General features: G+C 66.4%; 29 protein-coding genes. 16 read left to right on the forward strand and 13 right to left on the reverse strand.

Annotated elements, in window-relative coordinates:
* Positions 1-102: 102 nt before the first annotated feature.
* The 3 genes from U3A55_RS02065 to U3A55_RS02075 are packed head-to-tail and all read left to right on the forward strand — an operon-like array spanning position 103 to position 2604.
* Entirely contained in the window at positions 103-1086 is a 984-nt protein-coding gene (locus U3A55_RS02065) for an aliphatic sulfonate ABC transporter substrate-binding protein (protein ID WP_330989857.1), read from the forward strand.
* A complete protein-coding gene (locus U3A55_RS02070; RefSeq protein WP_330989858.1) occupies positions 1083-1862 on the forward strand; it encodes an ABC transporter permease in 780 nt (259 codons plus the stop codon). The genes U3A55_RS02065 and U3A55_RS02070 overlap by 4 nt, the downstream gene beginning before the upstream one ends.
* Positions 1846-2604 carry an ABC transporter ATP-binding protein gene (locus U3A55_RS02075; RefSeq protein ID WP_330989859.1) on the forward strand — a complete coding sequence of 253 codons (759 nt, stop codon included), beginning with the start codon at positions 1846-1848 and terminating at the stop codon, positions 2602-2604. Before U3A55_RS02070 ends, U3A55_RS02075 begins: the two co-directional genes overlap by 17 nt.
* Here the strand turns inward: U3A55_RS02075 and U3A55_RS02080 are convergent, their stop codons facing one another.
* Positions 2605-2790: an HVO_2922 family protein gene (locus U3A55_RS02080; protein WP_442978254.1), complete on the reverse strand. Its 186-nt coding sequence runs from the start codon at positions 2788-2790 to the stop codon at positions 2605-2607.
* Positions 2791-2876: 86 nt separating this feature from the next.
* On the opposite strand from U3A55_RS02080, the gene U3A55_RS02085 reads away from it, so the two are divergent.
* The 3 genes from U3A55_RS02085 to U3A55_RS02095 all read left to right on the forward strand — a co-directional run bounded on the left by U3A55_RS02085 (position 2877) and on the right by U3A55_RS02095 (position 4156).
* Positions 2877-3215: a cupin domain-containing protein gene (locus U3A55_RS02085; RefSeq protein ID WP_330989860.1), complete on the forward strand. Its 339-nt coding sequence runs from the start codon at positions 2877-2879 to the stop codon at positions 3213-3215.
* A gap of 38 nt (positions 3216-3253) precedes the next feature.
* Positions 3254-3826: an MBL fold metallo-hydrolase gene (locus U3A55_RS02090; protein WP_330989861.1), complete on the forward strand. Its 573-nt coding sequence runs from the start codon at positions 3254-3256 to the stop codon at positions 3824-3826.
* 66 nt (positions 3827-3892) lie between these two features.
* Positions 3893-4156: a DUF7571 family protein gene (locus U3A55_RS02095; protein ID WP_330989862.1), complete on the forward strand. Its 264-nt coding sequence runs from the start codon at positions 3893-3895 to the stop codon at positions 4154-4156.
* 13 nt (positions 4157-4169) lie between these two features.
* Here U3A55_RS02095 and U3A55_RS02100 read toward each other — a convergent pair whose 3' ends face one another.
* Positions 4170-4436, reverse strand: coding sequence for a DUF5827 family protein (locus U3A55_RS02100; RefSeq protein ID WP_330989863.1), 267 nt, complete (start codon positions 4434-4436; stop codon positions 4170-4172).
* A 105-nt stretch (positions 4437-4541) separates the two neighbouring features.
* On the opposite strand from U3A55_RS02100, the gene U3A55_RS02105 reads away from it, so the two are divergent.
* Positions 4542-4973, forward strand: a complete 432-nt coding sequence (locus tag U3A55_RS02105) for a DUF7522 family protein (protein WP_330989864.1) — start codon at positions 4542-4544, stop codon at positions 4971-4973.
* Positions 4974-5003: 30 nt separating this feature from the next.
* Here U3A55_RS02105 and sod read toward each other — a convergent pair whose 3' ends face one another.
* Positions 5004-5606, reverse strand: a complete 603-nt coding sequence (sod, locus tag U3A55_RS02110; protein ID WP_330989865.1) for a superoxide dismutase — start codon at positions 5604-5606, stop codon at positions 5004-5006.
* 106 nt (positions 5607-5712) lie between these two features.
* On the opposite strand from sod, the gene U3A55_RS02115 reads away from it, so the two are divergent.
* Entirely contained in the window at positions 5713-6483 is a 771-nt protein-coding gene (locus U3A55_RS02115) for an HAD-IIA family hydrolase (RefSeq protein WP_330989866.1), read from the forward strand.
* A gap of 16 nt (positions 6484-6499) precedes the next feature.
* On the opposite strand, the gene U3A55_RS02120 is transcribed toward U3A55_RS02115, so the two are convergent.
* The 6 genes from U3A55_RS02120 to U3A55_RS02145 form a co-directional block, all read right to left on the reverse strand.
* Positions 6500-6967: an FKBP-type peptidyl-prolyl cis-trans isomerase gene (locus U3A55_RS02120; protein WP_330989868.1), complete on the reverse strand. Its 468-nt coding sequence runs from the start codon at positions 6965-6967 to the stop codon at positions 6500-6502.
* 45 nt (positions 6968-7012) lie between these two features.
* A complete protein-coding gene (locus U3A55_RS02125; protein ID WP_330989869.1) occupies positions 7013-7612 on the reverse strand; it encodes a hypothetical protein in 600 nt (199 codons plus the stop codon).
* A 94-nt stretch (positions 7613-7706) separates the two neighbouring features.
* Complete coding sequence (locus U3A55_RS02130; RefSeq protein WP_330989870.1) at positions 7707-9260, reverse strand: archaellin/type IV pilin N-terminal domain-containing protein; 1554 nt, start codon at positions 9258-9260, stop codon at positions 7707-7709.
* Between the two features lie 55 nt (positions 9261-9315).
* Entirely contained in the window at positions 9316-10716 is a 1401-nt protein-coding gene (locus tag U3A55_RS02135) for a cryptochrome/photolyase family protein (RefSeq protein ID WP_330989871.1), read from the reverse strand.
* Between the two features lie 38 nt (positions 10717-10754).
* Complete coding sequence (locus U3A55_RS02140) at positions 10755-11183, reverse strand: PaaI family thioesterase (RefSeq protein WP_330989872.1); 429 nt, start codon at positions 11181-11183, stop codon at positions 10755-10757.
* A gap of 38 nt (positions 11184-11221) precedes the next feature.
* On the reverse strand, positions 11222-12007 hold the full coding sequence (locus U3A55_RS02145; protein WP_330989873.1) for an enoyl-CoA hydratase/isomerase family protein: 786 nt from the start codon (positions 12005-12007) through the stop codon (positions 11222-11224).
* A 93-nt stretch (positions 12008-12100) separates the two neighbouring features.
* On the opposite strand from U3A55_RS02145, the gene U3A55_RS02150 reads away from it, so the two are divergent.
* Positions 12101-13666 carry an AMP-binding protein gene (locus tag U3A55_RS02150; RefSeq protein ID WP_330989874.1) on the forward strand — a complete coding sequence of 522 codons (1566 nt, stop codon included), beginning with the start codon at positions 12101-12103 and terminating at the stop codon, positions 13664-13666.
* Here the strand turns inward: U3A55_RS02150 and U3A55_RS02155 are convergent, their stop codons facing one another.
* Complete coding sequence (locus U3A55_RS02155; RefSeq protein WP_330989875.1) at positions 13667-13846, reverse strand: DUF7331 family protein; 180 nt, start codon at positions 13844-13846, stop codon at positions 13667-13669.
* Between the two features lie 335 nt (positions 13847-14181).
* Between U3A55_RS02155 and U3A55_RS02160 the strand changes: the two genes are divergently transcribed.
* From U3A55_RS02160 to U3A55_RS02180, 5 genes are read left to right on the forward strand one after another with little or no spacing between them, the layout of a single operon-like run.
* On the forward strand, positions 14182-15003 hold the full coding sequence (locus U3A55_RS02160; RefSeq protein WP_442978255.1) for a YqcI/YcgG family protein: 822 nt from the start codon (positions 14182-14184) through the stop codon (positions 15001-15003).
* On the forward strand, positions 15000-15542 hold the full coding sequence (locus U3A55_RS02165) for a cysteine hydrolase family protein (RefSeq protein WP_330989876.1): 543 nt from the start codon (positions 15000-15002) through the stop codon (positions 15540-15542). The genes U3A55_RS02160 and U3A55_RS02165 overlap by 4 nt, the downstream gene beginning before the upstream one ends.
* A gap of 50 nt (positions 15543-15592) precedes the next feature.
* Entirely contained in the window at positions 15593-16600 is a 1008-nt protein-coding gene (locus U3A55_RS02170) for a TIGR04024 family LLM class F420-dependent oxidoreductase (protein WP_330989877.1), read from the forward strand.
* A gap of 30 nt (positions 16601-16630) precedes the next feature.
* Positions 16631-17602: a quinone oxidoreductase family protein gene (locus tag U3A55_RS02175; protein ID WP_330989878.1), complete on the forward strand. Its 972-nt coding sequence runs from the start codon at positions 16631-16633 to the stop codon at positions 17600-17602.
* Between the two features lie 48 nt (positions 17603-17650).
* Positions 17651-18058: a hypothetical protein gene (locus tag U3A55_RS02180; RefSeq protein WP_330989879.1), complete on the forward strand. Its 408-nt coding sequence runs from the start codon at positions 17651-17653 to the stop codon at positions 18056-18058.
* A 16-nt stretch (positions 18059-18074) separates the two neighbouring features.
* Here the strand turns inward: U3A55_RS02180 and U3A55_RS02185 are convergent, their stop codons facing one another.
* Positions 18075-18755 carry a 6-hydroxymethylpterin diphosphokinase MptE-like protein gene (locus U3A55_RS02185; protein WP_330989880.1) on the reverse strand — a complete coding sequence of 227 codons (681 nt, stop codon included), beginning with the start codon at positions 18753-18755 and terminating at the stop codon, positions 18075-18077.
* Between the two features lie 128 nt (positions 18756-18883).
* A complete protein-coding gene (locus tag U3A55_RS02190) occupies positions 18884-20011 on the reverse strand; it encodes a dihydropteroate synthase (protein WP_330989881.1) in 1128 nt (375 codons plus the stop codon).
* Between the two features lie 85 nt (positions 20012-20096).
* Between U3A55_RS02190 and U3A55_RS02195 the strand changes: the two genes are divergently transcribed.
* Complete coding sequence (locus U3A55_RS02195) at positions 20097-20813, forward strand: RNA methyltransferase (protein ID WP_330989883.1); 717 nt, start codon at positions 20097-20099, stop codon at positions 20811-20813.
* 36 nt (positions 20814-20849) lie between these two features.
* Positions 20850-21665, forward strand: a complete 816-nt coding sequence (locus tag U3A55_RS02200) for a phosphatase PAP2 family protein (protein ID WP_330989884.1) — start codon at positions 20850-20852, stop codon at positions 21663-21665.
* Here the strand turns inward: U3A55_RS02200 and U3A55_RS02205 are convergent.
* Positions 21618-22559, reverse strand: a complete 942-nt coding sequence (locus U3A55_RS02205) for a DMT family transporter (protein ID WP_330989885.1) — start codon at positions 22557-22559, stop codon at positions 21618-21620. The genes U3A55_RS02200 and U3A55_RS02205 overlap by 48 nt on opposite strands.
* Between the last annotated feature and the right edge of the window lie 121 nt (positions 22560-22680).

Here is a 22680-nt window from a genome sequence, read left to right on the forward strand (position 1 = left end):
GCGCGTCCGGCCGATACGCGCTGCTGTCGGGGGAACGAGACCGGCGTAACGGCTGACGCGGTAGGTCGTGTTTTGACACCGCTAGCCGTACGGTAGGGTACAATGGATCGACGAACGTTCCTCGGCTCGACCGGTGCGGCGGCCGCGTCGTTGACGGCTGGCTGCATCGGAAGCGGAATTGTCGGCGGGTCGCGAACCGTCACCCTCGACTACGCATACTACAACCCGGTGAGTCTCGTGCTCCGGGAGAAGGGATGGGTCGAGGCCGAGTTCGAGGACAGCGACGCGAGCGTCGAATGGGTGTTGAGCCTCGGGAGCAACAAGGCGAACCAGTACTCCCAGAGCGGGGAGGCGCAGGCCGCGTCCACCGCGGGCATCGCGGCGCTGATGGCGCGCGCGAACGGCGTCCCAATCCGCACGGGCTACATCTACTCGCGGCCGGAGTGGACCGCGTTGGTCGCGGAGTCGGACAGCGGTATCTCCGAGGTCGCTGACCTCGAGGGGAAGTCCGTCGCCGCGACACTCGGGACGGACCCCCACTTCTTCCTCCTGCAGGCGCTCGACACCGCGGGCCTCAGCGAGAACGACGTGGACATCGTGGACCTCCAGCACCCCGAGGGCCAGGACGCCCTCCTGCAGGGCGAGGTGGACGCGTGGGCGGGCCTCGACCCCCACATGGCCGAACTCCAGCTCGAACACGACGTGGATCTGTTCTTCCGGCGGCCCGAGTTCAACACGAACGGCACCCTGAACCTCCTCGAAGGCTTCCTGGAGAACCATCCCGAGGACGTGAACCGGGTGCTGCGGGCGTACGAACGCGGTCGGAAGTGGGCCATCGAGAACCCCGAGGAGACGGTGTCCATCCTCGCGAACGCCTCGGAGATGTCGGAACCGGTCGCGCGGAAGGTGTTCACCGACCGCACCGACCTCTCCGAACCGATTCCGGGCGACCAGCACCAGTCGCTGCTCTCCGACCTCGCGCCCATCCTCCAGGAGAAGGGGTTCGTGGATTCGAGCGTTGACCTCCAGGCGGCCATCGACGAACTCGTCCGGCCGTCCATCGCGGAGTCGGTGGTGAACGAATGAGCACGCGGACGTACGAGTTCGAAGGCGTGTCGCTCGACCGCGCGCGCTGGATAATCGGCCTCGTCGTTCCCGCCGTCCTCGTGGTCGGCTGGCACCTCGCGGTCGTGACGGGCGTGTTCCCGCCGTACCAGCTCCCGAAGCCGCTCTCCGTGCTGGAGACGCTGTACTCGCTCGCGGTGTCGGGAGAGCTCTCCGGCCACGTCTCCGTCACCGTCCAGCGCGTCTTCTTCGGCTGCGTCATCGGGATGACCGCCGCCGTGCTCCTCGGCACGCTCACCGGGATTTCGCGGACGGCGAGCGCGCTCCTCGACCCGCTCTTCCAGAGCCTCAAGAACATCCCGTCGCTCGCGTGGGTGCCGCTGTTCCTGCTCTGGTTCGGCATCGGCGAGGTCGCGAAAGTCCTCCTCATCGCCGTCGGCGCGTTCTTCCCCGTCTACCTCAATCTCTCCACGGGATTACACGCCGTCGACGACGAGCTCCGTGAGGTCGCCGAAGTCTACGACCTCACCCGGTACGAAACCCTCAAGTCCGTGGTGTTTCCCGCGGCGCTCCCGAGCCTCTTCGTCGGCGTCCGGAGCGGTGTCGGCCTCGCGTGGATGTTCGTCGTCGCCGCGGAACTCATCGGCGCGAGTCAGGGCCTCGGCTTCCTGATGAAGAACGGCCGCGTGCTCTCCCGACCGGACCTGATCGTCGGCGCAATTCTGCTGTTCGCGCTGTTCGGCAACATCACCGACCTCGCCGTCAAGGAGGTGGAGAAACGTGTCGTCGACTGGTGACGAACCCGCCGCGGTAGCGGTCGACGACCTGACGAAGTCGTACGGCGACACCGTGGCGCTCCGCGATATCTCCGTCTCCGTCGACTCGGGCGAGTTCGTTTCCGTCGTCGGGCACTCCGGCTGCGGGAAGAGCACGCTCCTCCGCGTCCTCGCCGGCCTCGAACCGGAGTTCGAGGGGCGCGCGACCGTCGACGGGACGGACGTGCGCGACGAGGGAAGCGAGCGCGTCGGCATGGTGTTCCAGGAGCCGCGCCTGCTCCCGTGGAAGTCCGTCCGCGAGAACATCGCTGTCGGCCTTCCGCGCGGCGTCGACCCCGACAGCGAGGCCGCACAGGAGCGCGTCGACTCGCTCATCGACCGCGTCGGCCTCTCGGGGTTCGCGGACGCCCGGCCGAGCGAACTCTCCGGCGGAATGGCCCAGCGCGTCTCGCTCGCGCGCGGGCTCGCCTACGACCCGACCGTGATGTTGCTCGACGAGCCGTTCTCCGCGCTCGACGCGCTCACGAAGTACGAACAACAGGACTTCCTCCTCGACCTCTGGCGGGACAGCGACCTCACCGTCGTCCTCGTCACGCACGACGTGGAGGAAGCCGCCTATCTTTCCGACCGCGTCGTCGTGCTCGGCGGCCAGCCGGGTACGGTCGAGACGACGGTCGACATCGCGGAGGACCGGCCGCGCGAGCGCGGCGAGTGGCTGGTCGGCTACCGCGACCGCATCACGACCGCGCTCGGCGTCGAATAGCTACTCCTGGACGGGGGCACCGGGCGCGTTCTCCTTCACGCTCTCCAGGCCCTGTTTTGCCTTCTGCTTCGACGCGTACCCCTCGCCGGAGTCCGCGAGGATGTTCCCGTTCCGGTGGACGAGCCGCCACCGCCACTGGCCCGCGTCGTCCTCGTACACTTCGAAGTGTGCCTTCGATTCGCTCATACGTAGCGTGGGGACGCCCCACCCCGAAAAGCCTGGGGGCTGGCGCGGCGAGTACGCTTTAGTGGCGGGCGTCCCCAGCGTCATCCATGCCGCACACGAAAGCGCACGCGAGCGACGCCGAATCGGTGCTCCCGGACGACGTGCAGGGCGAGATGTGGATGCTGCGGGACGAACTCGACACGGAGACGCTCGGGGTCACCGTGCTCGCGCTCGAAGCCGGCGAGGAGACGATGAGTCACGCCCACCTCGACGACGACCAGGAGGAGATTTACTACGTCGTGACGGGCGGCGTCGACGTGGACTTCGGCGACCACACCGTCAGCCTCGACGAGGACGAAGCCATCCGCATCAGCCCCGAGGAGGAGCGCCAGATTCAGAACCGCGACGAGTTCTCCCAGCTCGTGCTCGCGAGCGCGCCGGTCTGAAGGCGGTCGTATTTCCGGACGCATCCCAAGGGGTCGGTATGGTCGAAAACCTCTCCGCGGGCATCGACGCGTTCACAAGCAACGCCTTTCTCGTCGACGGCGAGCGCACGGTGCTCGTGGACGCGGGCGCGAACTACGACGTGGTGAGCCGCGTCGAGGAACGAACGAACGGTCTCGACGCCGTCGTGCTCACGCACACGCACACCGACCACGTCGGCAACCTCGACGACGTGAAGACCAAACTCGACGTGGACGCGTGGGGATTCGACCCCGACCAGCACGGCGTCGACCACGAACTCGACGACGAGGCCGAGGTCGTGCTCGGGGACGAGACGTTCACCGTCCTCCACACGCCCGGACACAAGAACGACCATGTCTGTCTCTACAACGAGCGCGCGCTGTTCGCGGGTGACCTCGTGTTCGCGAACGGCGGCTTCGGTCGTACGGACTTGGAGGAAGGCGACCGGCGGACGCTCGTCGAGTCTCTCGAACGCCTCGACTCCCGGCTTTCGGACGGCCTCGACGTGATGCACTGCGGGCACGGCCCGAGCGTCACCCGCAACCCGGTCGAGGACGTTCGACTCGCGCTTCAGGGCGCGAAAACCCGATAGGGTGGCAGTGTTTCGCACGGACGACAGACATATGCCACTCGGTACCATGCGGTAGCGTGCATCGCTATGCAACCGTGCCAAAACTGTCAGGCGGTCATCGACGAGTATCTCCTCGATAAACAACTCGAACCCCTGCGCGACCTCACGGTCGACGACTTCAACGTCTGCGCCGACTGCACGACAGTCGTCGCGGACGCGTGCGTCGAGTGCGGCGGCGCGGTCTACGTTCCGCGGAACGAACAGCGAACACCCGAGGTCTGTCCGGCGTGTCGGGCCGAACTCATCCAGCGCACCGGCCACGACCCCGGGTGGATGGCCACGACAACCTGAGAAATCGGCCGTTCTACTCCTTCAGTCCGTAGTAGCCGGGCTCGTCATCGCCTTCGGGTTCCGCGATGACGAGCGCGTCGCTGTTCCGCATCACCCACGGAATCGCCCAGTCGAGGAGGATTTCCTCCGTCCCCTCGTCCAGCGCGGCGTCCGGGTCGAGACCCTGGAGGAGGCGCGCTATCTCGTAGACGGTGTACATCCGGTCGTCGTCGAGGAGTTCGTCGGGTTCGTAGAAGTCACAGGGGTGGAACGTGTCGAAATCGGACTTCGGCCGAGGCATATCGAGGTCTGCGCGCGCACGCGGCAAAAACCCACGGACTCGTGGCGCAAGACGCGGCGATGACGAAGCATTATGTGGGGGAGTCTCTAACACTCGGTATCCTCGATGGAGTCAGATGGCACACGACAGTCCACGCCGGGGAAAGAAGCGTTGTACGCGGTCGTAGAGGCGTTCGGTGGGGACGCGCTCCGCGACCTCTGGGTGTTCGACGGGGACACCCAGGAACCGCTGTTCATCCGTGAGGACGTAGCGGACGAGCTCTCGGAGACGAACGCGGAGCGCTACATCGACAACGAGCGCTACGGGTTCGTCACGCGTGAGACGTACGACAACCTCCACTATGCGGAGTTCTACTACACCGTCCGCGGGTTCGATACGTTCGAGCAGTACCGGACGTTCGTCTCACGGGACGGCGAGCGCGTCGGCGTCCTGTGTAGTTTCGACCGCCGCGACGGCGGATACGATTTCGCGGACCTCACGGAACGCATCCCCAGCGAACTCGCGGACTACCCGCTCTCCGACCTGCTGCCGTCGTAGCGCGCGAAAGAAAACTGGTGGGTTTCCCGACTATTCGAACGTCGCGACGACGTCCTCGTACTTGTCCGCGACGTCGTCCCAGTCGACGACGTCGAAGAAGTTACTGATGAAGTCGCCGCGGTCGGGGCCGTAGTCGTAGTAGTAGGAGTGCTCCCAGACGTCGAGCGCGAGAATCGGATGCGCGCCCCAGAGCGCGCCCTGGTCGTGCTTGTCCACGACGAGGTTACGCAGCTGGTCGGAGTGGGAGTCGTAGACGAGGAGCGCCCAGCCGCCGGCGGCGGACGCCGCGGCTTCGAACTCGCCCTTCCACGCGTCGAAGCCGCCGAAGTCCTCCTCGATGCGGGCGGCGAGCGCGCCGGCGGGTTCGCCGCCGCCGTCCTCGCTCATGTTCTCCCAGAAGATGGAGTGGAGGATGTGTCCACTGCCGTTGTGGGTGACGTTCCGAATCGCACCGGCGGAGCTGGAGAAGTCTCCGTCCGCGCGGTTGGACTCGAGCGTCTCCTCGGCGCTATTCCAGCCGTTCACGTACCCCTGGTGGTGGGTGTCGTGATGCCAGGTGAGCACCTGTTCGCTAATGTGCGGTTCGAGCGCGTCGTAGTCGTACGGCAACGCGGGAAGTTCGTAGTCAGTCATGCTATCACCAACAGATACAACGCTCGGATAACTGTTAAACTTTGAGGCGTTCCACGTTATCACGGCCCACGAAGGGTTTTCGGGCGTGCTGCGTCTTCGAGGGAGTGTGACGTACTCCGGCGTCTTCGTCGACCTCGACGGCACCGTCTGGCGCGGCCGCGACCCCGTTCCCGGTGCCGCCGACACGGTTCGCGCGCTCCGCGAGCGCGGCGTGCCGCTCGTGTTCGTGACGAACAACACGGGCGTCCGCCGAGACAGCTTCCACGCGCGCCTGGAGTCTCTCGGCATCAGCCCGGACGCGGGCGAAGTCGTCACCGCGGCGTGGGCGACCGCGGAGCACCTCGCCGAGTACCGGCCGAACGCGTCCGTGCACGTCATGGGACAGGACGTGGTCGCGGACGAACTCGCCGCGGCCGGCCTCACCGTCTCCGAGTCGGGGACGGCGGACGTGGTCGTCGTCGGGTACGACGAACGCGTGTCGATGGACCGGCTGACGGGCGCGCTCCGCGCGTTCGGCCCCGGTACCGACTTTGTCGCCACGAACCGCGACAGCACCACGCCGCACGAGGACGGCCCGATGCCGGGCGCGGGCGCGTTCGTCGCCGCCGTCGAGGAGATGACCGGTCACGACCCGCTCGTCGTCGGGAAACCCAGCACGCGCATGGCGGACGTCGCCGCCGACATCCTCGGCGTCCCGCTCGACGAGTGCCTGATGGTCGGGGATAACCTCCACACGGACGTGCTGATGGGTGAGCGCGCCGGCATCGACACCGCGCTCGTCCTCACGGGCGTCAGCGACCGCGCGGACGTGGAAACCACGGACATCACGCCGACGCACGTACTCGACAGTATCGCGGACCTACCGACGCTCTTCTAAAACTGAGAGAAGACGGTTACTCGACGTCGACGACTTCGACTTCGAACTCCAGCGTCTCGCCCGCGAGTCGGGGGTTGAAGTCGACTTTCACGACGTCGTCGTCGACGTGCGTGATTTCGCCGGGCTGGCCGTTCTGCGCTTCGAGGTAGAGGCCTTCCTCGGGCCGCTGGCCGAGGGCTTCCGTGAGTTCCTCGGTCTCGAACTCCTGCACGCGCTCCTCGCTCCACTCGCCGTACGCCTCCTCGGGCGGAATCGTGAGCGTCTCCGTCTCGCCCGCGTCCAGGCCCACGAGGCCGTCTTCCATGCCCTCGATGACCTGGCCCGCGCCGACCTCGGCCGTGAGCGGGTCGTACTCGCGGTCGGGCTGTTCCTCCGCGAGACCTTCTTCGGTCGCGACGGATTCGCGGGAGGTATCGAAGACTGTGCCGTCGTCGAGGCGGCCAACGTACTCGAACGTGACCGTGTCGCCGGTTTCGATTGCCATACTCGAAAAAGCGGAGCCGGACGGATACGTGTGTGGTTTCCGCGCTCAGAACCCCCAGCGAAGCCCGGACATCGTGCCGACGATGGCGACCATCAGGACGAGTTCGACGAGGCTGAGCATCCCGTACTTCTGGTTCAGGTCGGCGAGGCGGTCGTAGTCGGTGTCGTCCGCCGCGAGTTCGTCGAACATCCCGGTCGTGAACCAGTGCAGCGGCCCGAACCCGAGCACGAGGAGCGCGATAGCGAGCGCGAGCGCCGCCCAGAGCGCGGTCGTCGGGGCCTGCCACAGGTTCATCATCGCGGCCAATCCGATGCCGGAACCGACGACGCCCAGGGAGACTGGTTCCATGAGGAAGTTCATCTTCGGGACGAAGCCCGTCGCGAACTCCTCGTTTGCCTCCGCCGAGAGACTGCCCATGACGGGGCCGAGGACGAGCGCGCCGAGCACGGAGGTCCCGAACCAGAACGCGCCGAGAACGAGGTGGATAGTGAACATGACGCGGTGGTCGCCGGAGAGATACCCCAGCACCGGCAGGAGGAGGGGGACTGCGACTGCGCCCGCCGCGAACGCCGGGTTCGCAGCGTCCGCCATCTGACTGTACCGTTCGCGCGCCGTCTCGGGCCGTCGTGCCTCACCTAGTGACATACAATAACTCGCCTCACAGGTTCGTGTTCGCATCCCGTCACATAAAACTGGCTCCGCGACGCGTTCAGTCCTCGGCACGTGTGACGCGTCACTATCACGCGTCCCCTATCGTGAGCTCACGGGTCGCCCCGGAGGGCGTAGTGATGATGACCGTGATGTCGCCACGCTGTGGCGCCGTGAGCGTGAACCGGAGTGAAAAACGGTCGGATTGGCTCGATAGGACCGGAGCCGTGTCGTCCGCGTCCACGATGGGGTCGACCGTGAACGTCTCTCCGGGCCGCGAGACGTTGGGATGGTAAACGAGTGTCCGTGCACCCGCAGGGCCGACCACGCGAATCGTCGTCCCGTCGAGGTTGACGGTGTCCGCCCCCGGTGAGAGTCCGGTGTAGATGGAGAACGAGGCGTCGGACGAGTCGACGGGGAACGTTTCCTGTTCGACCAGTATACGGCTCGGCACCGTCTCGTAGAGCGTGATCGGATTCATGTTGACCCGATCGAGGGTCAGGGTCGCTCCGTTATCGTCGTCTACGAGTGTGAGTGAATCGTTGCTCGTAGTGAGGACGGCCCCCGTCTCTCGGTTCTCCAGCCGGAGTACGTCCGCGGCCGCCCGGTCGACATCGAGAGTATCGCCGTCGCTGACGGTGAACGTCTGGCCGCCGTCAGTCAGGGTCACATCCCCGCCGCTGGACGTCGTCGCATCCACGAGCACCTCTCCGTCATCGGACTCCGGGAATTCCGGAACGAGTCGACTGTCCTTCGGCCAAACGACGAGGTCGTGGAGCGTGGACTCCGTGTAGGAAACGTCCCCCTCGGTGGTCGAGAAGGTAATCGTCTCGTCCGTCCCGTCGCCGTCAGGAGTGATTTCGAAATCGTGCCCGCGGAGTGACGCGGACGTGTTTTCGTTGAAGAGGGTGACCACCGCACTGTCGTCCGGAGACGTGAAACGAAGCAAGTCACCATCCCCGATTTCGATGGTTCCCTCGAGGGATTCGAGCGTGACCGTTTCGCCGGACGACACCGTAGCGCGAACCGCCCGCGTTTCGAGCACGTCGAGCTGGTGTGTTTGCCCGGACACCGTCGCCGTGTCTCCTTCTGCGAGTGAGATAGATTCGTCGTCGTGGACGAGTGAAAGGGTTGCACGCGTCCCATCCGTGTCGTTCTCTACGGTCACGTCTCCGTCCGTAACCGTGAGTTCGGTGGTGTCCGAATCGTCCACGACATCGATGGTGATTCCGTCGGAGGCTGACCGGACGGCGATTGTGTCGCCGTCTTCGATCTGAAGGGTCTGGTCGTCGACGAGCGTGACGGAGTCGCCCGAGCTGATGTTGGCAGTAAGTGTATCGTACGCGTCGTATCTGAGCGTCTCCCCGTTCGATGCGATCCGTACGGACGCGTTAGTGAGGGTGTTCGCGTCCTGAGTGAGGGTTGGCGAGAGAATCCGCGTTGTCGGGCGGTCGGTAACCGAGTAAACGGTGATGGAGTCGAGTATGCTGTCGCTGCTCTCCTCGCCCGCGTCGAGAGCGTCCGACTGGAGAAGTCCGGCCGTGTGCACGAGAATGCCCGCTCCAAGAACGGCGACGAGGATGAGCGCGATGAATACGATGAGTGTCTCGACGCCGATTTGTCCACGCTCACCCACAGGTTCCATTCCTGAATGATAATTCCACCTCGCTGCCAGTTCAATCTGTCGGCTATGGAGCTAGTCAGTCCTCGCCGCGAGCCGCCTCGAACATCTCCAGCGCGCGCTCGCGGCGCTCCGAGTGCTCCACGATTGGCGCGGGGTACTCGGGCGCCACCTCGTCGCGTTCGGCCTCGCCGAGTTCGTTCCAGCCGTGAATCTCCTCAGTGTCCGCGTCTGCGAGTTCGGGGACGTACTCGCGGATGTACTCCGCGTCGGGGTCGTAGTCCGCCTGCTGCGTCCAGGGGTTGAAGATGCGGAAGTAGGGCTGGGCGTCCGTGCCCGTGGAGGCCGCCCACTGCCAGCCGCCGGTGTCGTTCGCGGTGTCATGGTCCACGAGGTACTCCCGGAAGTGGCCGTAGCCGACCCGCCAGTCCACCAGGAGGTCCTTCGTGAGGAACGAGGCGACTATCATCCGCACGCGGTTGTGGACGTACGCTTCCTCGCGCAACTGGCGCATCCCCGCGTCCACGATGGGAAACCCAGTCTCGCCGGACTTCCACGCCGCGATTTCGTCTTCGTCGTTCCGCCACTCGATTGGGTTCTCGTACTCGCTGTAGTTCTCCGTCACCACGCGCGGGTTGAAGTAGAGGACTTGCTGGTAGAACTCGCGGAACGCGAGCTGTCTACGGAACTCCTCCACCCCGGTCGCCTCGTCCTCTCCCTCGGCCTCCTGCATCGCCTGTGCGGTGCGGGCGTAGGCCTCGCGAACGCCGAGCGTGCCGTACGTCAAGTCCTGCGAGAGGCGGCTCGTTCCCGCCTCAGCGGGGTACTCACGGCCCTCGTCGTAGTCGAAGATATCGCTCTCGCAGAAGTCGTCGAGGCGTTCGACGGCGGCCGCGTGTCCGGCGTCGGGGTAGTCCGCCGCCGGTTCGTCGAATCCGAGGTCGTCGAGCGAGGGGAGCGCCGCACCGGACACGTCGGCGAGCGCGTCCGCCGTAGGCGGGTCGGCGGGCCTCGCTTTCTCGCGGTCCTGCCACTTCTTCCAGAAGTACGTGTACACCGAGTAGGGGTCGCCGGCGTTGGTGCGAATGGCTCCGGGTTCGTGGAGCACGGCGTCGTGAAACTGCTCGTGCGGAGTGTTCTGAGCGTCGAGCGCCTCCCGAACGATTTCATCGCGTTCCTGCGCGAGACCGGTGTAGTCGTGGTTCCAGACGACGCGGTCCGCGTCGTGCTCGACCGCGAGGTCGGGAAGCACGCCTGGCGGGTCGCCGTGGCGGATAGTGAGGTCGCTCCCATGGTCTCTGTACCACGCGCGGAGGTCTCGCAGGGCGTCGAGGAGGAAGGCGACGCGGACGGGGCTCGCGTGGGCGAGCACGTCGTCGTCGAACACGAACACGGGCAACACGTCGCCCTCCTCGGCGGCGGCCGCGAGCCCGCGGTTGTCGTGCGCGCGGAGGTCGCGGCGGTGCCAGAAGACCTGCATACGGGCGAGTGTCGGGGGCGCGCCGAAAGCCTACCGGCCTAGTCGAAGATGCGGAACGACCCGCGGCCCACGGCGACCTCCTTCAGTTTCCCGTCCGGAGTTTCGGATTCGACGGTCATCTCGGCGACGCCGACGGTGCTTCCCGTGCGGACGACGTTCGCGGTGCAGACGAGGTCGTCCGCGGCCGGGCGGAGGTAGGAGATGTTGAGGTCGATGGTGGCGACACCGGTCTGCGTGGGTTCGTCGAGCGTCGAACGGACGGCGAGGCCGCCCGCGGTGTCCGCGATGGTGGCGGCGACGCCGCCGTGCACCTGGCCGTTCGCGGCGGGGCCGGTGTTCGTGAGTTTCTCGTCGTACGGCACCCGGAGGCGGAGCCGGCCGGGTTCGAGGTCCTCGACGGTGAGTCCGAGGAAGGAGAGGAAGCCGTGCTGGTCGATGTGCGCCTGAAGGAACTCCGCTTCGTCCATGCAGTGGGGGAGACCCGCCGGCACCTAAACCCTTGGCGTCACTTCCCGACGAAATCGGGGTCGGATTTCTCGAAGAAGGCGGCGTGGCCACGCGCGTAGTCCTCCGTGTGGGTCGCGTCGGCCATCGCCTCCGTCTCGGCCGCGAGCTGTTCGGGAAGCGAGTTCCCGAAGGACTCCGTCATGAGGCGCTTTGTCGCGCCGAACGCCTTCGTCGGCCCCTCCGCGAGACGTTCCGCGAGTTCGGTCACGCGGTCGTCGAAGTCGCCGGCGGGGACGGCTTCGGTGGCGATGCCGAGGTCGACGGCCTCCGCGGGCGTGAGGTCGCCGTCGAGGAGCGCTAGCTCCTTCGCCGTGCGGAGGCCGACGAGGCGCGGGAGGAAGAACGTCGACCCACCGTCGCCCGTGAGGCCGACGCGCGAGTAGGCGTAGGAGAGTGCGGCGTCCTCGGAGACGAGCACAATGTCGCCGACGAGCGCGAGACTGAACCCGGCTCCGGCGGCGACGCCGTTCACGGCGGTGACGACGGGCTTCGGCGCCTGGTGGAGCTGGAGAACGACATCGTGGAGCGCCGACGCGAGCCGTCGGAGTTCGGGCGCGTCCGACTCGTCGCCGTCGAACTGTCCGAGGTTGGCGCCCGCGCCGAACGCGTCGCCCGCGCCCGTGAGGACGAGGCAGCGCACGTCGTCGTCCTCAACGGCGTCCGTGACAGCGGCCATAAGGCCGTCCGTGGTGGCGTCGTCGAGCGCGTTCAGGGCGTTTGCGCCCTCTATCGTCAGGTAGGCGACTCCGTTCTCGCGGCGGGCGTCGACGTTCTCGTACGTCATACGCGAGAAGTGGTGCGCGGGACACCTCTAGCTTTCCGTCGGTCTTCGGGGTAAGTTTCTTGTGAGCAACCGACGTGGACTCCAGTAGTACCAATGGCAAATCTTGTGACGAATGTCGAAACAGCGGTAAGGAACGACCCCGACGCGACGGCCATCGGGTTCCGAGGGAACGAAATCAGTTACGGCGCGTTCTGGCAGCGAACCGGCCAGTTCGCGGCGGCGCTCGACGAACGCGGACTCGGCGAGGACGACCGTGTCGCGGTGTACCTGCCGAACCTCCCGCAGTTCGTGACGGCGTTCCACGGCACGCTCCGCGCGGGCGGCGTCGTCGTGCCGATGAATCCGCAGTACAAGTCCCGGGAGATCAGCCACCTGCTCGACGACTCGGGGGCGAAGGTCGTCGTCGCGCTCGCGGACCTCGTGCCGTTCGTCGAGGAAGTCGTGGACGATACCGACGTGGAGCACGTCGTTTCGGTCGGCGGCGAGCACGACGCCGCGACGTCGTTCGACGAGTTCCTCGCCGACGACACGCTCGATGTCGTCCCGCGCGACGGCGACGACGACGCCTGCCAGCCGTACACGTCCGGGACGACGGGCCAGCCGAAGGGCGTCCAGCTCACGCACGAGAACCTCGGGTCGAACGCGTCGCAGGCCGCGTCGCTCGCCCCGGGCGGCGTGAACGAAGAGGACAAGTCGTTCGGCGCGCTCCCGCTGTTCCACATTTACGGGATGACCGTCACGATGAATTCGACGCTGTTCAATGGCGGCGCGTACTACCCAATGGCCGAGTGGGACGCGCAGCAGGCGACGGACCTCGTCGCGGACGAGGACATCACGCTCTTCCACGGCGTGCCGGCGATGTACAACGACCTCATCAATCAGCCGAACACGGACGAGTTCGACTTCTCGTCCGTCCGGATGTGCGGCGTCGGCGGGTCTGGTATTCCCGTCGAGGTGCTACGGAAGTTCGAGGAGCTGTTCGAGCCGAAAATCTACGAGGGTTACGGGCTCACCGAGACGAGTCCGGTGACGCACTTCAACCGGCCCGATGTGGGCCGACGCGTCGGCAGCATCGGCACCCCACTGGAGGGCATCGACTCCCGGATTGTCGACGCGGACTTCAACGCGCTCGACCCCGTCGAGGAAGGCCCGGTCGACGAGGACGACGACGCGCTGGACGACGTGACGGGGGAACTCGTGATTTCGGGGCCGAACGTCATGAAGGGCTACTACAACCTCCCGGACGCGAACGCCGAGGCGTTCACGGAGGCGGACGGGAAGCGCTGGTTCCACACGGGCGACATCGGCTACTACGACGAGGACGACTACTACTACATCGTCGACCGGAAGAAGCACATGATCAACACCGCGGGCTACAACGTCTACCCGCGCGAGGTCGAGGAGTTGCTCTTCGAGCACGAGGGCGTCGCGGACGCGGCCGTCGTCGGCATCCCGGACGAGCGCCGCGGCGAGACCGTCAAGGCGTTCGTCGTGAAAGCGCCCGACAGCGACGTGACCGCGGACGAACTCAGGCAGTACTGTCTCGACAACCTCGCCGAGTACAAGCATCCGCGCGAGGTCGAGTTCGTGCAGGAACTCCCCCGCACGACCACCGGGAAGGTGCAGAAGTACGAGCTCGTCGAGCGCGACCAGTCCTAACTACCACTCCCACTCGGGGTTCGGGGACTCCACCGATTCCGCCGGCGGTTCGTCGTCGGCCAGTTCGACCGCGTAGTCCGACTGTATCCACGCGCCCGGTTTCTCGGGGTCGTAGATTGCGATGCCGCTTCCGCGCAGCGGAATCGCCGCCGTTTCGGACGCGACGAGGTCTTCCGTCATGGTGTGCCACCGAACGCGCTCACGACAGGCCCGTACCCAGAGACGGGAATGCCGTTCGAAACAGATTCAGCGCCACTAGAACACGTACCTGTGTTTTCTCCCCCAGTATGGTTTTCGTCCCGGATCGATTCAGGTGTTTTTGTAGACGTGTGTTCAGTCATTATACGTCACGTTCTGTGCGGATTCGGGATAAAATAGTTCCGCATAAACCGACCAGACACGTTGTGATTCCTAAGGTACTGAGAGGACGTATTAGGTGTTCGTTCCCACGTACCGAAAACAGGTGGATGTCTCGAAAGTTCTATCTGAGTTCACTCTCAGAGTTCCACAAGAGCATGAACGAACCCGGGACCGGCGTGTTGCTCGACCAGGAGACGATGCGGGTGCGCGCCGAGAGCGGGTATCCGTCATGGGCGCGCGAGCACTGGGAGACGTTCCACGAGAGCCTCACAGGCGAGTATCAGGGCGAGCGGTTCCCGTGTTATTTCGGCCGAGAGTCGGTGCGCGCGGGCGACCCGCTCTACACCGCTGTGCCGTCGCTCACCGATTCGGACGCCCTGCTCGACCTGCGGGACACGCTCGTCGAGTACGTCGAGCGCTACGAGGAGTACAGCGACCGCGCGTCGCTCGTGGCGTTCTTCGCGCCGCCCGAACGGTCGTTCGCAGAGAGCGACTACCACGACGCTCTCTGGCACGTGCTCCAGTTCCTCCACGTCCACGACCCCGAACCGTGGCCCGCGGACATCCCGACCGACCCCGACGACCCCTACTGGGAGTTCTCGTTCGCGGGCGAACCGATGTTCCCGACCTGTCGCGCGCCGTTCTACGACACCTACCGGAGCCGGTACTGTCCGGTCGGCCTCGAAATCACCTTCCAGCCGCGCGGCCTGTTCGAGTCGATGGGCGTCACCGGCGACACCGACGCCGGACAGCGCGCCCGCGACACCATTCAGGAGAACCTCGAAGACTACGACGGCGTCTGCCCGCACGCCGACCTCGGGGACTGGGGCGTCGAGGGAGACCGCGAGTGGCCACAATATATGCTCCGCGAGAGCGACGACGAAGCCCCCGACGAGTGTCCGATAACGGTGTCGCGCGAACACCCGAAGGTCACGCCAAGCATCGACCCCGGAATCGCGCGCGAGGTCGAGCAGTGAGCGTCCTCCTGCTCGTGGACTTCCAGGCGGGCTTCGACGACCCACGGTGGGGCGACCGGAACAACCCCGACGCGGAGGTGAACGCCCGCCGACTGCTGGACGCGTGGCGCGAGCGCGACGACCCGGTCGTTCACGTCCGCCACGATTCCACCGAGCCGGACTCGCCGCTGAAGCGCGGCGAACCCGGATTCGCGTACAAGTCCGACCTGGAACCCCGGGAGGGCGAAAAAGAGGTCGTGAAGCGCGTGAACGGCGCGTTCGTCGATACCGATTTGGAGAGTTGGCTGCGTGCGGACGGGCACGACTCCCTCGTCGTCGCCGGTCTCACGACGGACCACTGTGTCTCCACGACGACGCGGATGGCGGAGAACCGGGGGTTCGCGGTGACGCTCGCGCGGGACGCGACCGCGACGTTCGACCGGTCGCTCGACGGCGAGCGCTTCGACGCCGAGACCGTTCACCGCCTCGCGCTCGCGCACCTCGACGGCGAGTTCGCGCGCGTCGCGACGACTGACGAGATTCTCGGTATCAATCGTTAAGGTAACCCGGTGGAAATTTGAGGTATGGTAAATCCCGCCGGTGGAAGTCGATGACGCACCGCTCCGTCCACCTGCCCGTGGCCGCACAGCCCAGCCTCGACGCGCTCGTCGACCTCGGCGTCCGCACCGAAGAACTCGGGTTCGAGCGCGCGTGGCTCCCCGAGACGTGGGGACGGGACGCCGTCACCACGCTTTCGCTCATCGCGGAACGCACGAGCGAGGTCGGTATCGGCACCAGCATCCTCAACACGTACTCGCGCTCGCCCGCGCTCGTCGGGCAGACCGCCGCGACGCTCCAGGAGGCCTCGAACGGCCGGTTCCGAGTGGGTCTCGGTCCGAGCGGCCCCGCCGTCATCGAGAACTGGCACGGCGCCGACTTCGAGCGCCCGCTGCGCCGCACCCGCGAGTACGTCGACATCGTCCGGCAGGTCGTCGCGGGCGAACCCGTGAACTACGACGGCGACCTCTTCGACCTCCGCGGGTTCCGACTGCGGTGTGACCCGCCGGAGACCGCGCCGCCAATCGACGTGACCGGAATGGGACCGAAAGCGGTCGAACTCGCGGGACGATTCGCGGACGGCTGGCACGGCCTCATGCTCACCCAGGACGGCCTCGAAGACCGCCTCTCCGACCTCGAACGCGGCGCCGACCTCGGCGACCGCGACCCGAGCGACGTGCAGGTCTCCCTGCTCCTCACGTGCTGCGCGCTGGAGGACGGCGAGGAGGCGCGCCGGCTCGCCACCCAGCACGTCGGCTTCTACATCGGCGGTATGGGGACGTTCTACCGGGACGCGCTCGCCCGACAGGGCTACGACGATGTCGCGCACGAGATTCACGACGCGTGGAACGACGACGACCGCGGGCACGCGCTCTCGCTCGTGCGCGAGGAACTCCTCGACGACCTCGTCTGCGCCGGCACGCCCGAGGAAGTCACAGAGAAACTCGCCGAGTGGGAGGCCATCGACGGCCTGAACGAGATAGACGTGGGACTGCCGCGGAGCGCGGACCGCGACCAGATAGATGCGACACTCACGGCGGTCGCCCCCGAGAATCGGTAGTTTTTCCGGCCGGCCCTCGTGGGTTTGGATATGCGAGCCGTACGCGTCAGTGAGTTCGGCGACAGTAGCGTCATCAGCGTCGAGGACCGCGAGAAACCAGAGCCCGGCCCGGGCGAGGTCCGCATCGACGTGGAGGCTGTGGGCGTGAACTTCGCGGACGTGATGCAGCGCCGCGGCCACTACCAGGGCGGCCCCACGCCGCCGTACACGCCCGGGATGGAGGCCGCGGGCGTCATCGACGCCGTGGGCGAGGGCGTGGCGCGCGACCCGGGCGAGCGCGTCGTCGCGATGACGGGCGAGAACGCGTACGCGGAGTACGTCACCGCGAACGCGATGGCGCTGTTCGACGTGCCGGAGTCGATGTCGTTCGCCGAAGCGGCCGGGTTCCCCGTGCAGTTCCTCACCGCCCACCACTGCCTCCACGAGTGGGGCGGCCTCGAATCCGACGAGCGCGTGCTCGTGCACGCCGCGGCCGGCGGCGTCGGCACCGCCGCCGTCCAGCTCGCGAGCGACCACGGCGCGGAGGTGTTCGGCACCGCGAGCACCCAGGAGAAGCGCGACCTCGCCCAGCGTCTGGGCTGCGACCACACCATCGACTACACCGAGACCGACTTCGTCGAGGAAATCGACGACCTGACCGACGGCGCGGGCGTCGACCTCGTCCTCGACGGCATCGGCGGGGAGACGAGCGCGAAGAGCGTCGACGCCCTCGCGCACTTCGGGCGCGTCGTCGCGTACGGCGCCGCCTCCGGCACGCCCGGCGAAATCGACACCGCGAGCCTCCTCTTCGGGAACAAGTCCGTCATCGGCTTCCACCTCGGGCAGGCGATGGCGCGCGACCCCGAACGCGTCTACGAGGCCGTCCCCGAACTCTCAGGCATGCTCGCCGCGGGCGAACTCGAAGTCGTGGTTGGGCAGACGTTCGACCTCGAAAACGCCAGAGAAGCCCACGAAGCCCTCGAAAACCGCGAGACCCAGGGGAAGGTCGTTCTCGAACCGTAGGGGAGGATTTACAAACAATACGAAGTCACGCTGAAGCATATCGTAGATATGAGTGAGAATCGACGGGTTTTCCGCATTCTCTCGATTTTGGTCTATTTCACGGCGCTCACTCTCGGTTCTAGTATCTTGGTGGTGACTCCGGTTCGCACCCTGATTGTCGTACCGCTCCTATCTGTCGTCGTACTTCTCGGCCACGCTGTGAAGACCAACCAGCTTGACCAGATCGGATACGCGACCATGTGGCTCTGGATATTCATCTTGGCTCTCAGCGTCGGTGGGCTCGCAGTCGAGGTCTTAGTCGTGCACCGTGAAATCCCGCCGTTAGTTGACATACCCGTGGCTCGTGTCCTCGGAACAGTCGCATTAATCGCCGTCCCAGTCACAATCTATCTTCGGGGCGTCCAGAAATCAAGACAACAGACGACTCCCGATCCTACGACGCGTAACGACCGATAATAGCGTCGCATTGCGCCTATCGCGACGGCAGGGAGAGACCGTCGCGGCGGCCGTCGAGCACGTCGAACTCTTCGTCTCTCCGCGTTTCGAGCCAGTGGAGCAACCTCTCCGCCCAGTCGAGTTTCTTCGCTTTCATCGCGTCCACGCTGGGGTCGTCGAAGTCCCAGCCCGGAAAGACGAGTTCGCTCGCGCCGAGGGCGTCGGCGAGGAAGGCGGCGCGGTCGCCGTCGGTGAATCCACCGAAGTTGTGGACGTGCTCGCGGGGTTCGGCCTGCGTGGTAGCGAGCACGTGGTCGGTGTCGAATCGAGGGAGCCACTCGTCGATGCTCGGGATGTTGTCGCCGTGGGCGTGCGCGACGACCGGCTTGCCGTTCCGGGTGCGGTCGCGGGCGGTGTCGGGGTTCTTGTCGAGGTCGGTGACCATCGCGTCCACCCTGATGCCGGCGTCGGTGAGGATGTCAGTGGCAGTCGAGGCGGCGAACACGCAATCGGCGTCACGGGCGAGGTCGAGGTCGTCCGACAGGGAGGGACCCGCGCCCGCGACGGCGACGGTCTGCCTGCGCGCGTCGAGGCGGTCCATGTCGAAGGGGCGGGCGTACTCGCTGATGCGGTCGCGGGCGCGCTCGTCGGCCTCGCGGCTGAAGCCGAAATCGGCGAGTATGCGTTCGTAGACGGGGTTCCAGGTATCGTAGTCCATGTGGCGTTCGCTCGTCGGTGTAGAAATTCGGGGAGTCCGAGCCGACCCCGCCGCAGTGTGTACCCCTACCCACGCGGGGGGTCAGCCTCCGCTCGCGGATTTCCTCGCCGACGGTATAAGTTTTCTCGTTACGTCAGGGCGTTCCGAAGGGCGGCGGCGACCTCGGGGAGCCGCCCGGCGCCGTCGTCGACGGCGTCAGCGACGGTTTCGAGGTCGTCGACCGTGCCGGCGAGGAACACGGCCTCGTCGCCGGACGCGACCGCGCCGGCGGCGGACGCGGCGGCGGCGAGAGCCTCGTGATCGGCGTCACTGAGGCCGCGCACGCTGAACGCGCGCGAGACGCTTCCGGCCGCTGCGTCCGGTCGGCCGTCGTGCTGGGCGAGGTGGCGCTCCGCTTCCCGGACGCTCGTCACGTCCAGTTCCTCGACGGTCGGCGTGCGGGCGCGGTCGCGGGTGAAGGCGTCCCCGATGACGGCGGCGTCCCGGGTCTCGGCCACGTCGTGCGTCCGAATCACGTGCGCGCCGCGCTCGACCGCCAGCGACGTGGCGGCGAGGCTGACCGGGAGCGCCTCCTCCGTGCTCCGACCGGCGAGGTCGCGGAGGAAGTTCTTCCGATTGATGGAGACGAGAATCGGGCGGCCGAGCGCGCGGAACTCTCGCAGGCGCTCGAACGTCTCCCGGTCGTCGTCGAGGGTTTTCTCCTCGGACCAGCCGCCGAACGCGGGGTCGACGATGGTCTTGTCCGTGAAGCCGTTCAGGCCGAGCGCGTCGTAGATGTCGTCGACGGACTCGACCGCGCCGGGGCGTTCGAGGTCGGGCGGACTCGCCATCTTCGCGACCGCGGCGTCGTGCGCCTCGCAGACGCCGGGCATCTCGGGGTCGGCGAACCCGCAGATGTCGTTCACCATGTCGAACCCGCCCGCGAGCGCCTCGTCCGCGACCTCGTGGTACCGCGTCTCGATACTGAAGACCGCGTCGCCGTCGACGCGCTCGATGGTCTCCAGCGCGATGTCGAGGCGGTCGAGTTCCTGGTCGGCCGTGAGCACGTCGAACTTCTTGTTCGCGGATTCGAGGCCGATGTCGATGATGTCCGCGCCCTCCGCGAGCAGTTCGTCCTCGACGTACGCCGCGGCTTCGGCGGGGTCGTCGTAGACGCTCGGGGAGTACGGTGACTCCGCGGAGACGTTCAGCACGCCCATGATGCGGGGCGGGTGGTCGTCCCCGATTCCGAGTCCGGCGGCGTCGACAGTTCGCATACTGGATGGCTGCGTGCCACCGTCAAAGAGTCGGCGCTTCCGGCGTGTCACGCGGTTTTTACGCGGCGACGGCCAACGCTCGGGCATGAAGCCGGTCGTCGCGGTCGTGGACGCGGAGACGTCGGGGAACGTCGGCACCATCGCTCGCGCGATGAAGAACTTCGGGTTCGAAGACCTCTACCTCGTCGACCCGCCGGACTTGCATCGGGACAGCGAGGCGTACGGGTTCGCCGGACAGGCGCGCGAGGACGTGCTGCCGAACGCCGAAATCGTGGAGTTCGACTCCCTCGTCGAGAACTTCCACACGGTGGGGTTCACGTCCATCACGAACGAGGACGCGCGCAAGCACACGCGTTTCCCGTTCCGCACGCCCGCCGAACTCGTGGACTCACTGCAGGACGTGGAGACGGAGACGTGCTTGGTGTTCGGCCGGGAGCGCGTCGGCCTCGTGAACGAGGAACTCGAACGCATCGACGAGGTGGCGTCGATTCCCGCGAGCGCGGACTACCCCTCGCTCAATCTCGGGCAGGCGGCGACGGTGGCGCTGTACGAACTCCAGGACCTCGCGCGCGACGACACGCAGCTCCCCGACGTGTCGACGCAGCGCGCGGACGAAGCGGAGATAGAGGCGTTCTACGAGCACTTCGGCGAGTTCCTCGACGACCTCGACTACCCGGGCGAGAAGAAGCCGAAGACGCTGCGGATGATGCGGCGCATCCTCGGCCGCGCGCACCCGACCGGACGCGAGGTGAACACGCTCCGTGGTATCCTGCGGCGTGCGCAGCGGAAGGCTGACGAATAAACGTTTTTGTATATAGGAACATATATACGAACAACGATGCCCTCCTCCCTCTCCCCGCAGATACAATACATGGCGTACGTAGCCATCGCGTCACTCGGCGCGTTCGCGCTCGGTGCGTACGTTTTCCTCCCGGACCTCGAACTCAAGCGGGAGGTGCGTGAGTTCCTGCGGACGGACTGGAAGTACCTCGGCGTGGCGTGGGTGCTGACGTTCGGCGTGAACGAACTCGCGAAGTACCACGTCGATACGGCGTTCACGGACACGATTTACGCGATGGAGGGCGCGACTGTGGGCGTGTTCCAGACGGTGACGGCGCGTCCGATCACGATGCTGTTCGTGTTCGTTTACCTCGTTGGCTTCCCGTTCATCGTGTTGTTCACGTACTTCAAGCTGAAGGCGCACAACCGCGAGCAGGCCTACCGGTACGCGGCGGCGTACGCGTGTCTCGTCCTGCTCGCGGCGCCGTTCTTCGTGTTCGTCCCCGTGAAGGTAACGGGGTATTCGCTGGTGTCTGTGCGGCCGCTGCTCTACGACCTGAACTCCATCGTCATGGCGGGAACGTTCGCGACGGACACGCTGATGAAGTCGTTCCCGAGCCTCCACACGGGTCTCTCGACACTTGCCGCTATTTTCGCGTGGAAGACTGGCGACCGCCTGTACGCGTGGACGGTAACGGTGGCGGCGACGTGTATCGTGGTGGCGACGTTCTACCTCGGCATCCACTGGCTGCTCGACGCGGCGTTCGCGGTCGTGCTCGTCCTGATAGCGCACGAAGTATCCCAGCGAATCCCGCTCACGCTCGGCCTAGGCTCCCTGCGCGGCGCGGGTCGTGGCGCGGGCGACCGAGAGTAGCGCGCGACGCTTGAGGAGCGCGAACCCGAGAAGTATCGCGGCGAACCCGACCAGTGTGGTTTCTTCGACGACGTGGCCGAGCGCGATCCAGGTTACGAGCGTCGCAACCGCGGGTTCGGCGTAGCCGACGAGGTTGATTTCGGTGGGGCTGGCGCGGTCGAGGAGGACGAAGTAGAGAAGGTAGCCGCCGGCGCCGGCGACGAGCGAGAGGTAGAGGAGACTGCCGATGCTGGTGGCGTTCCACGCGACGCCGGCGAGCGATTCGCCGCGCAGAACGCCGACGATGAGGAGGCCGCCGGCGCCGAGGAGCATCGCCCACGCCTGCGTGGTCTGGATGGGGAGGCCGGCGTCGAGGGGGCGGGAGGCGACGCTGCCGAGCGCGAAGCTGAGCGCGCCACAGAAGACGAAGAGGACGCCGAGAACGCTCGTGGAGCCGACGCCCGAACCGGGGAGGGCGATGACGGCGACGCCGGCGACGCCGAACGCGAGGCCGGCGCATTCAACGAGGCCGATGGAGTCGTCGGGGAGGAGCGCGCTCGCGAGCGGCGCGGTGAGGACGGGTGTGAGGCTGATGACGACGGCGGCGACGGCGCCGGGGACGTGCTGTTCGCCGAGGTAGAGGAAGCCGTGGTAGGCGCCGATGACGAGCGTGGCGACGACGCCGACGTGCAGCCACTCGTCGCGGGTGCGGGGGACGCGGCGGTCGGCAGTAACCAGGGCGACGGCGAGGAGGACGGCGCCGGCGATGACGTACCGGAGGCCCGCGAAGAGCAGGGGCGGAACGTGGTGCAATCCGACTTCGATAGCGACGAACGACGTGCCCCAGGCGAGCGCGAGGAGGCAGAAGAGGAGCGCGGTTTCGGAGCCCGCTCCCAGGTACCGTCTCGAATTCATATAGGAATACATCATATCCAGAAGTTCTTAAACTCACCTACAACAGTTCGTGGTGTTCTAGGATGATAGTTCGAGATAGTCGCCGAGAGTGAGAGAATACGCCAGCCGCCGTGGTCGGTGG

This window comes from Salarchaeum sp. III (assembly GCF_036418315.1).
GTDB lineage: Archaea > Halobacteriota > Halobacteria > Halobacteriales > Halobacteriaceae > Salarchaeum.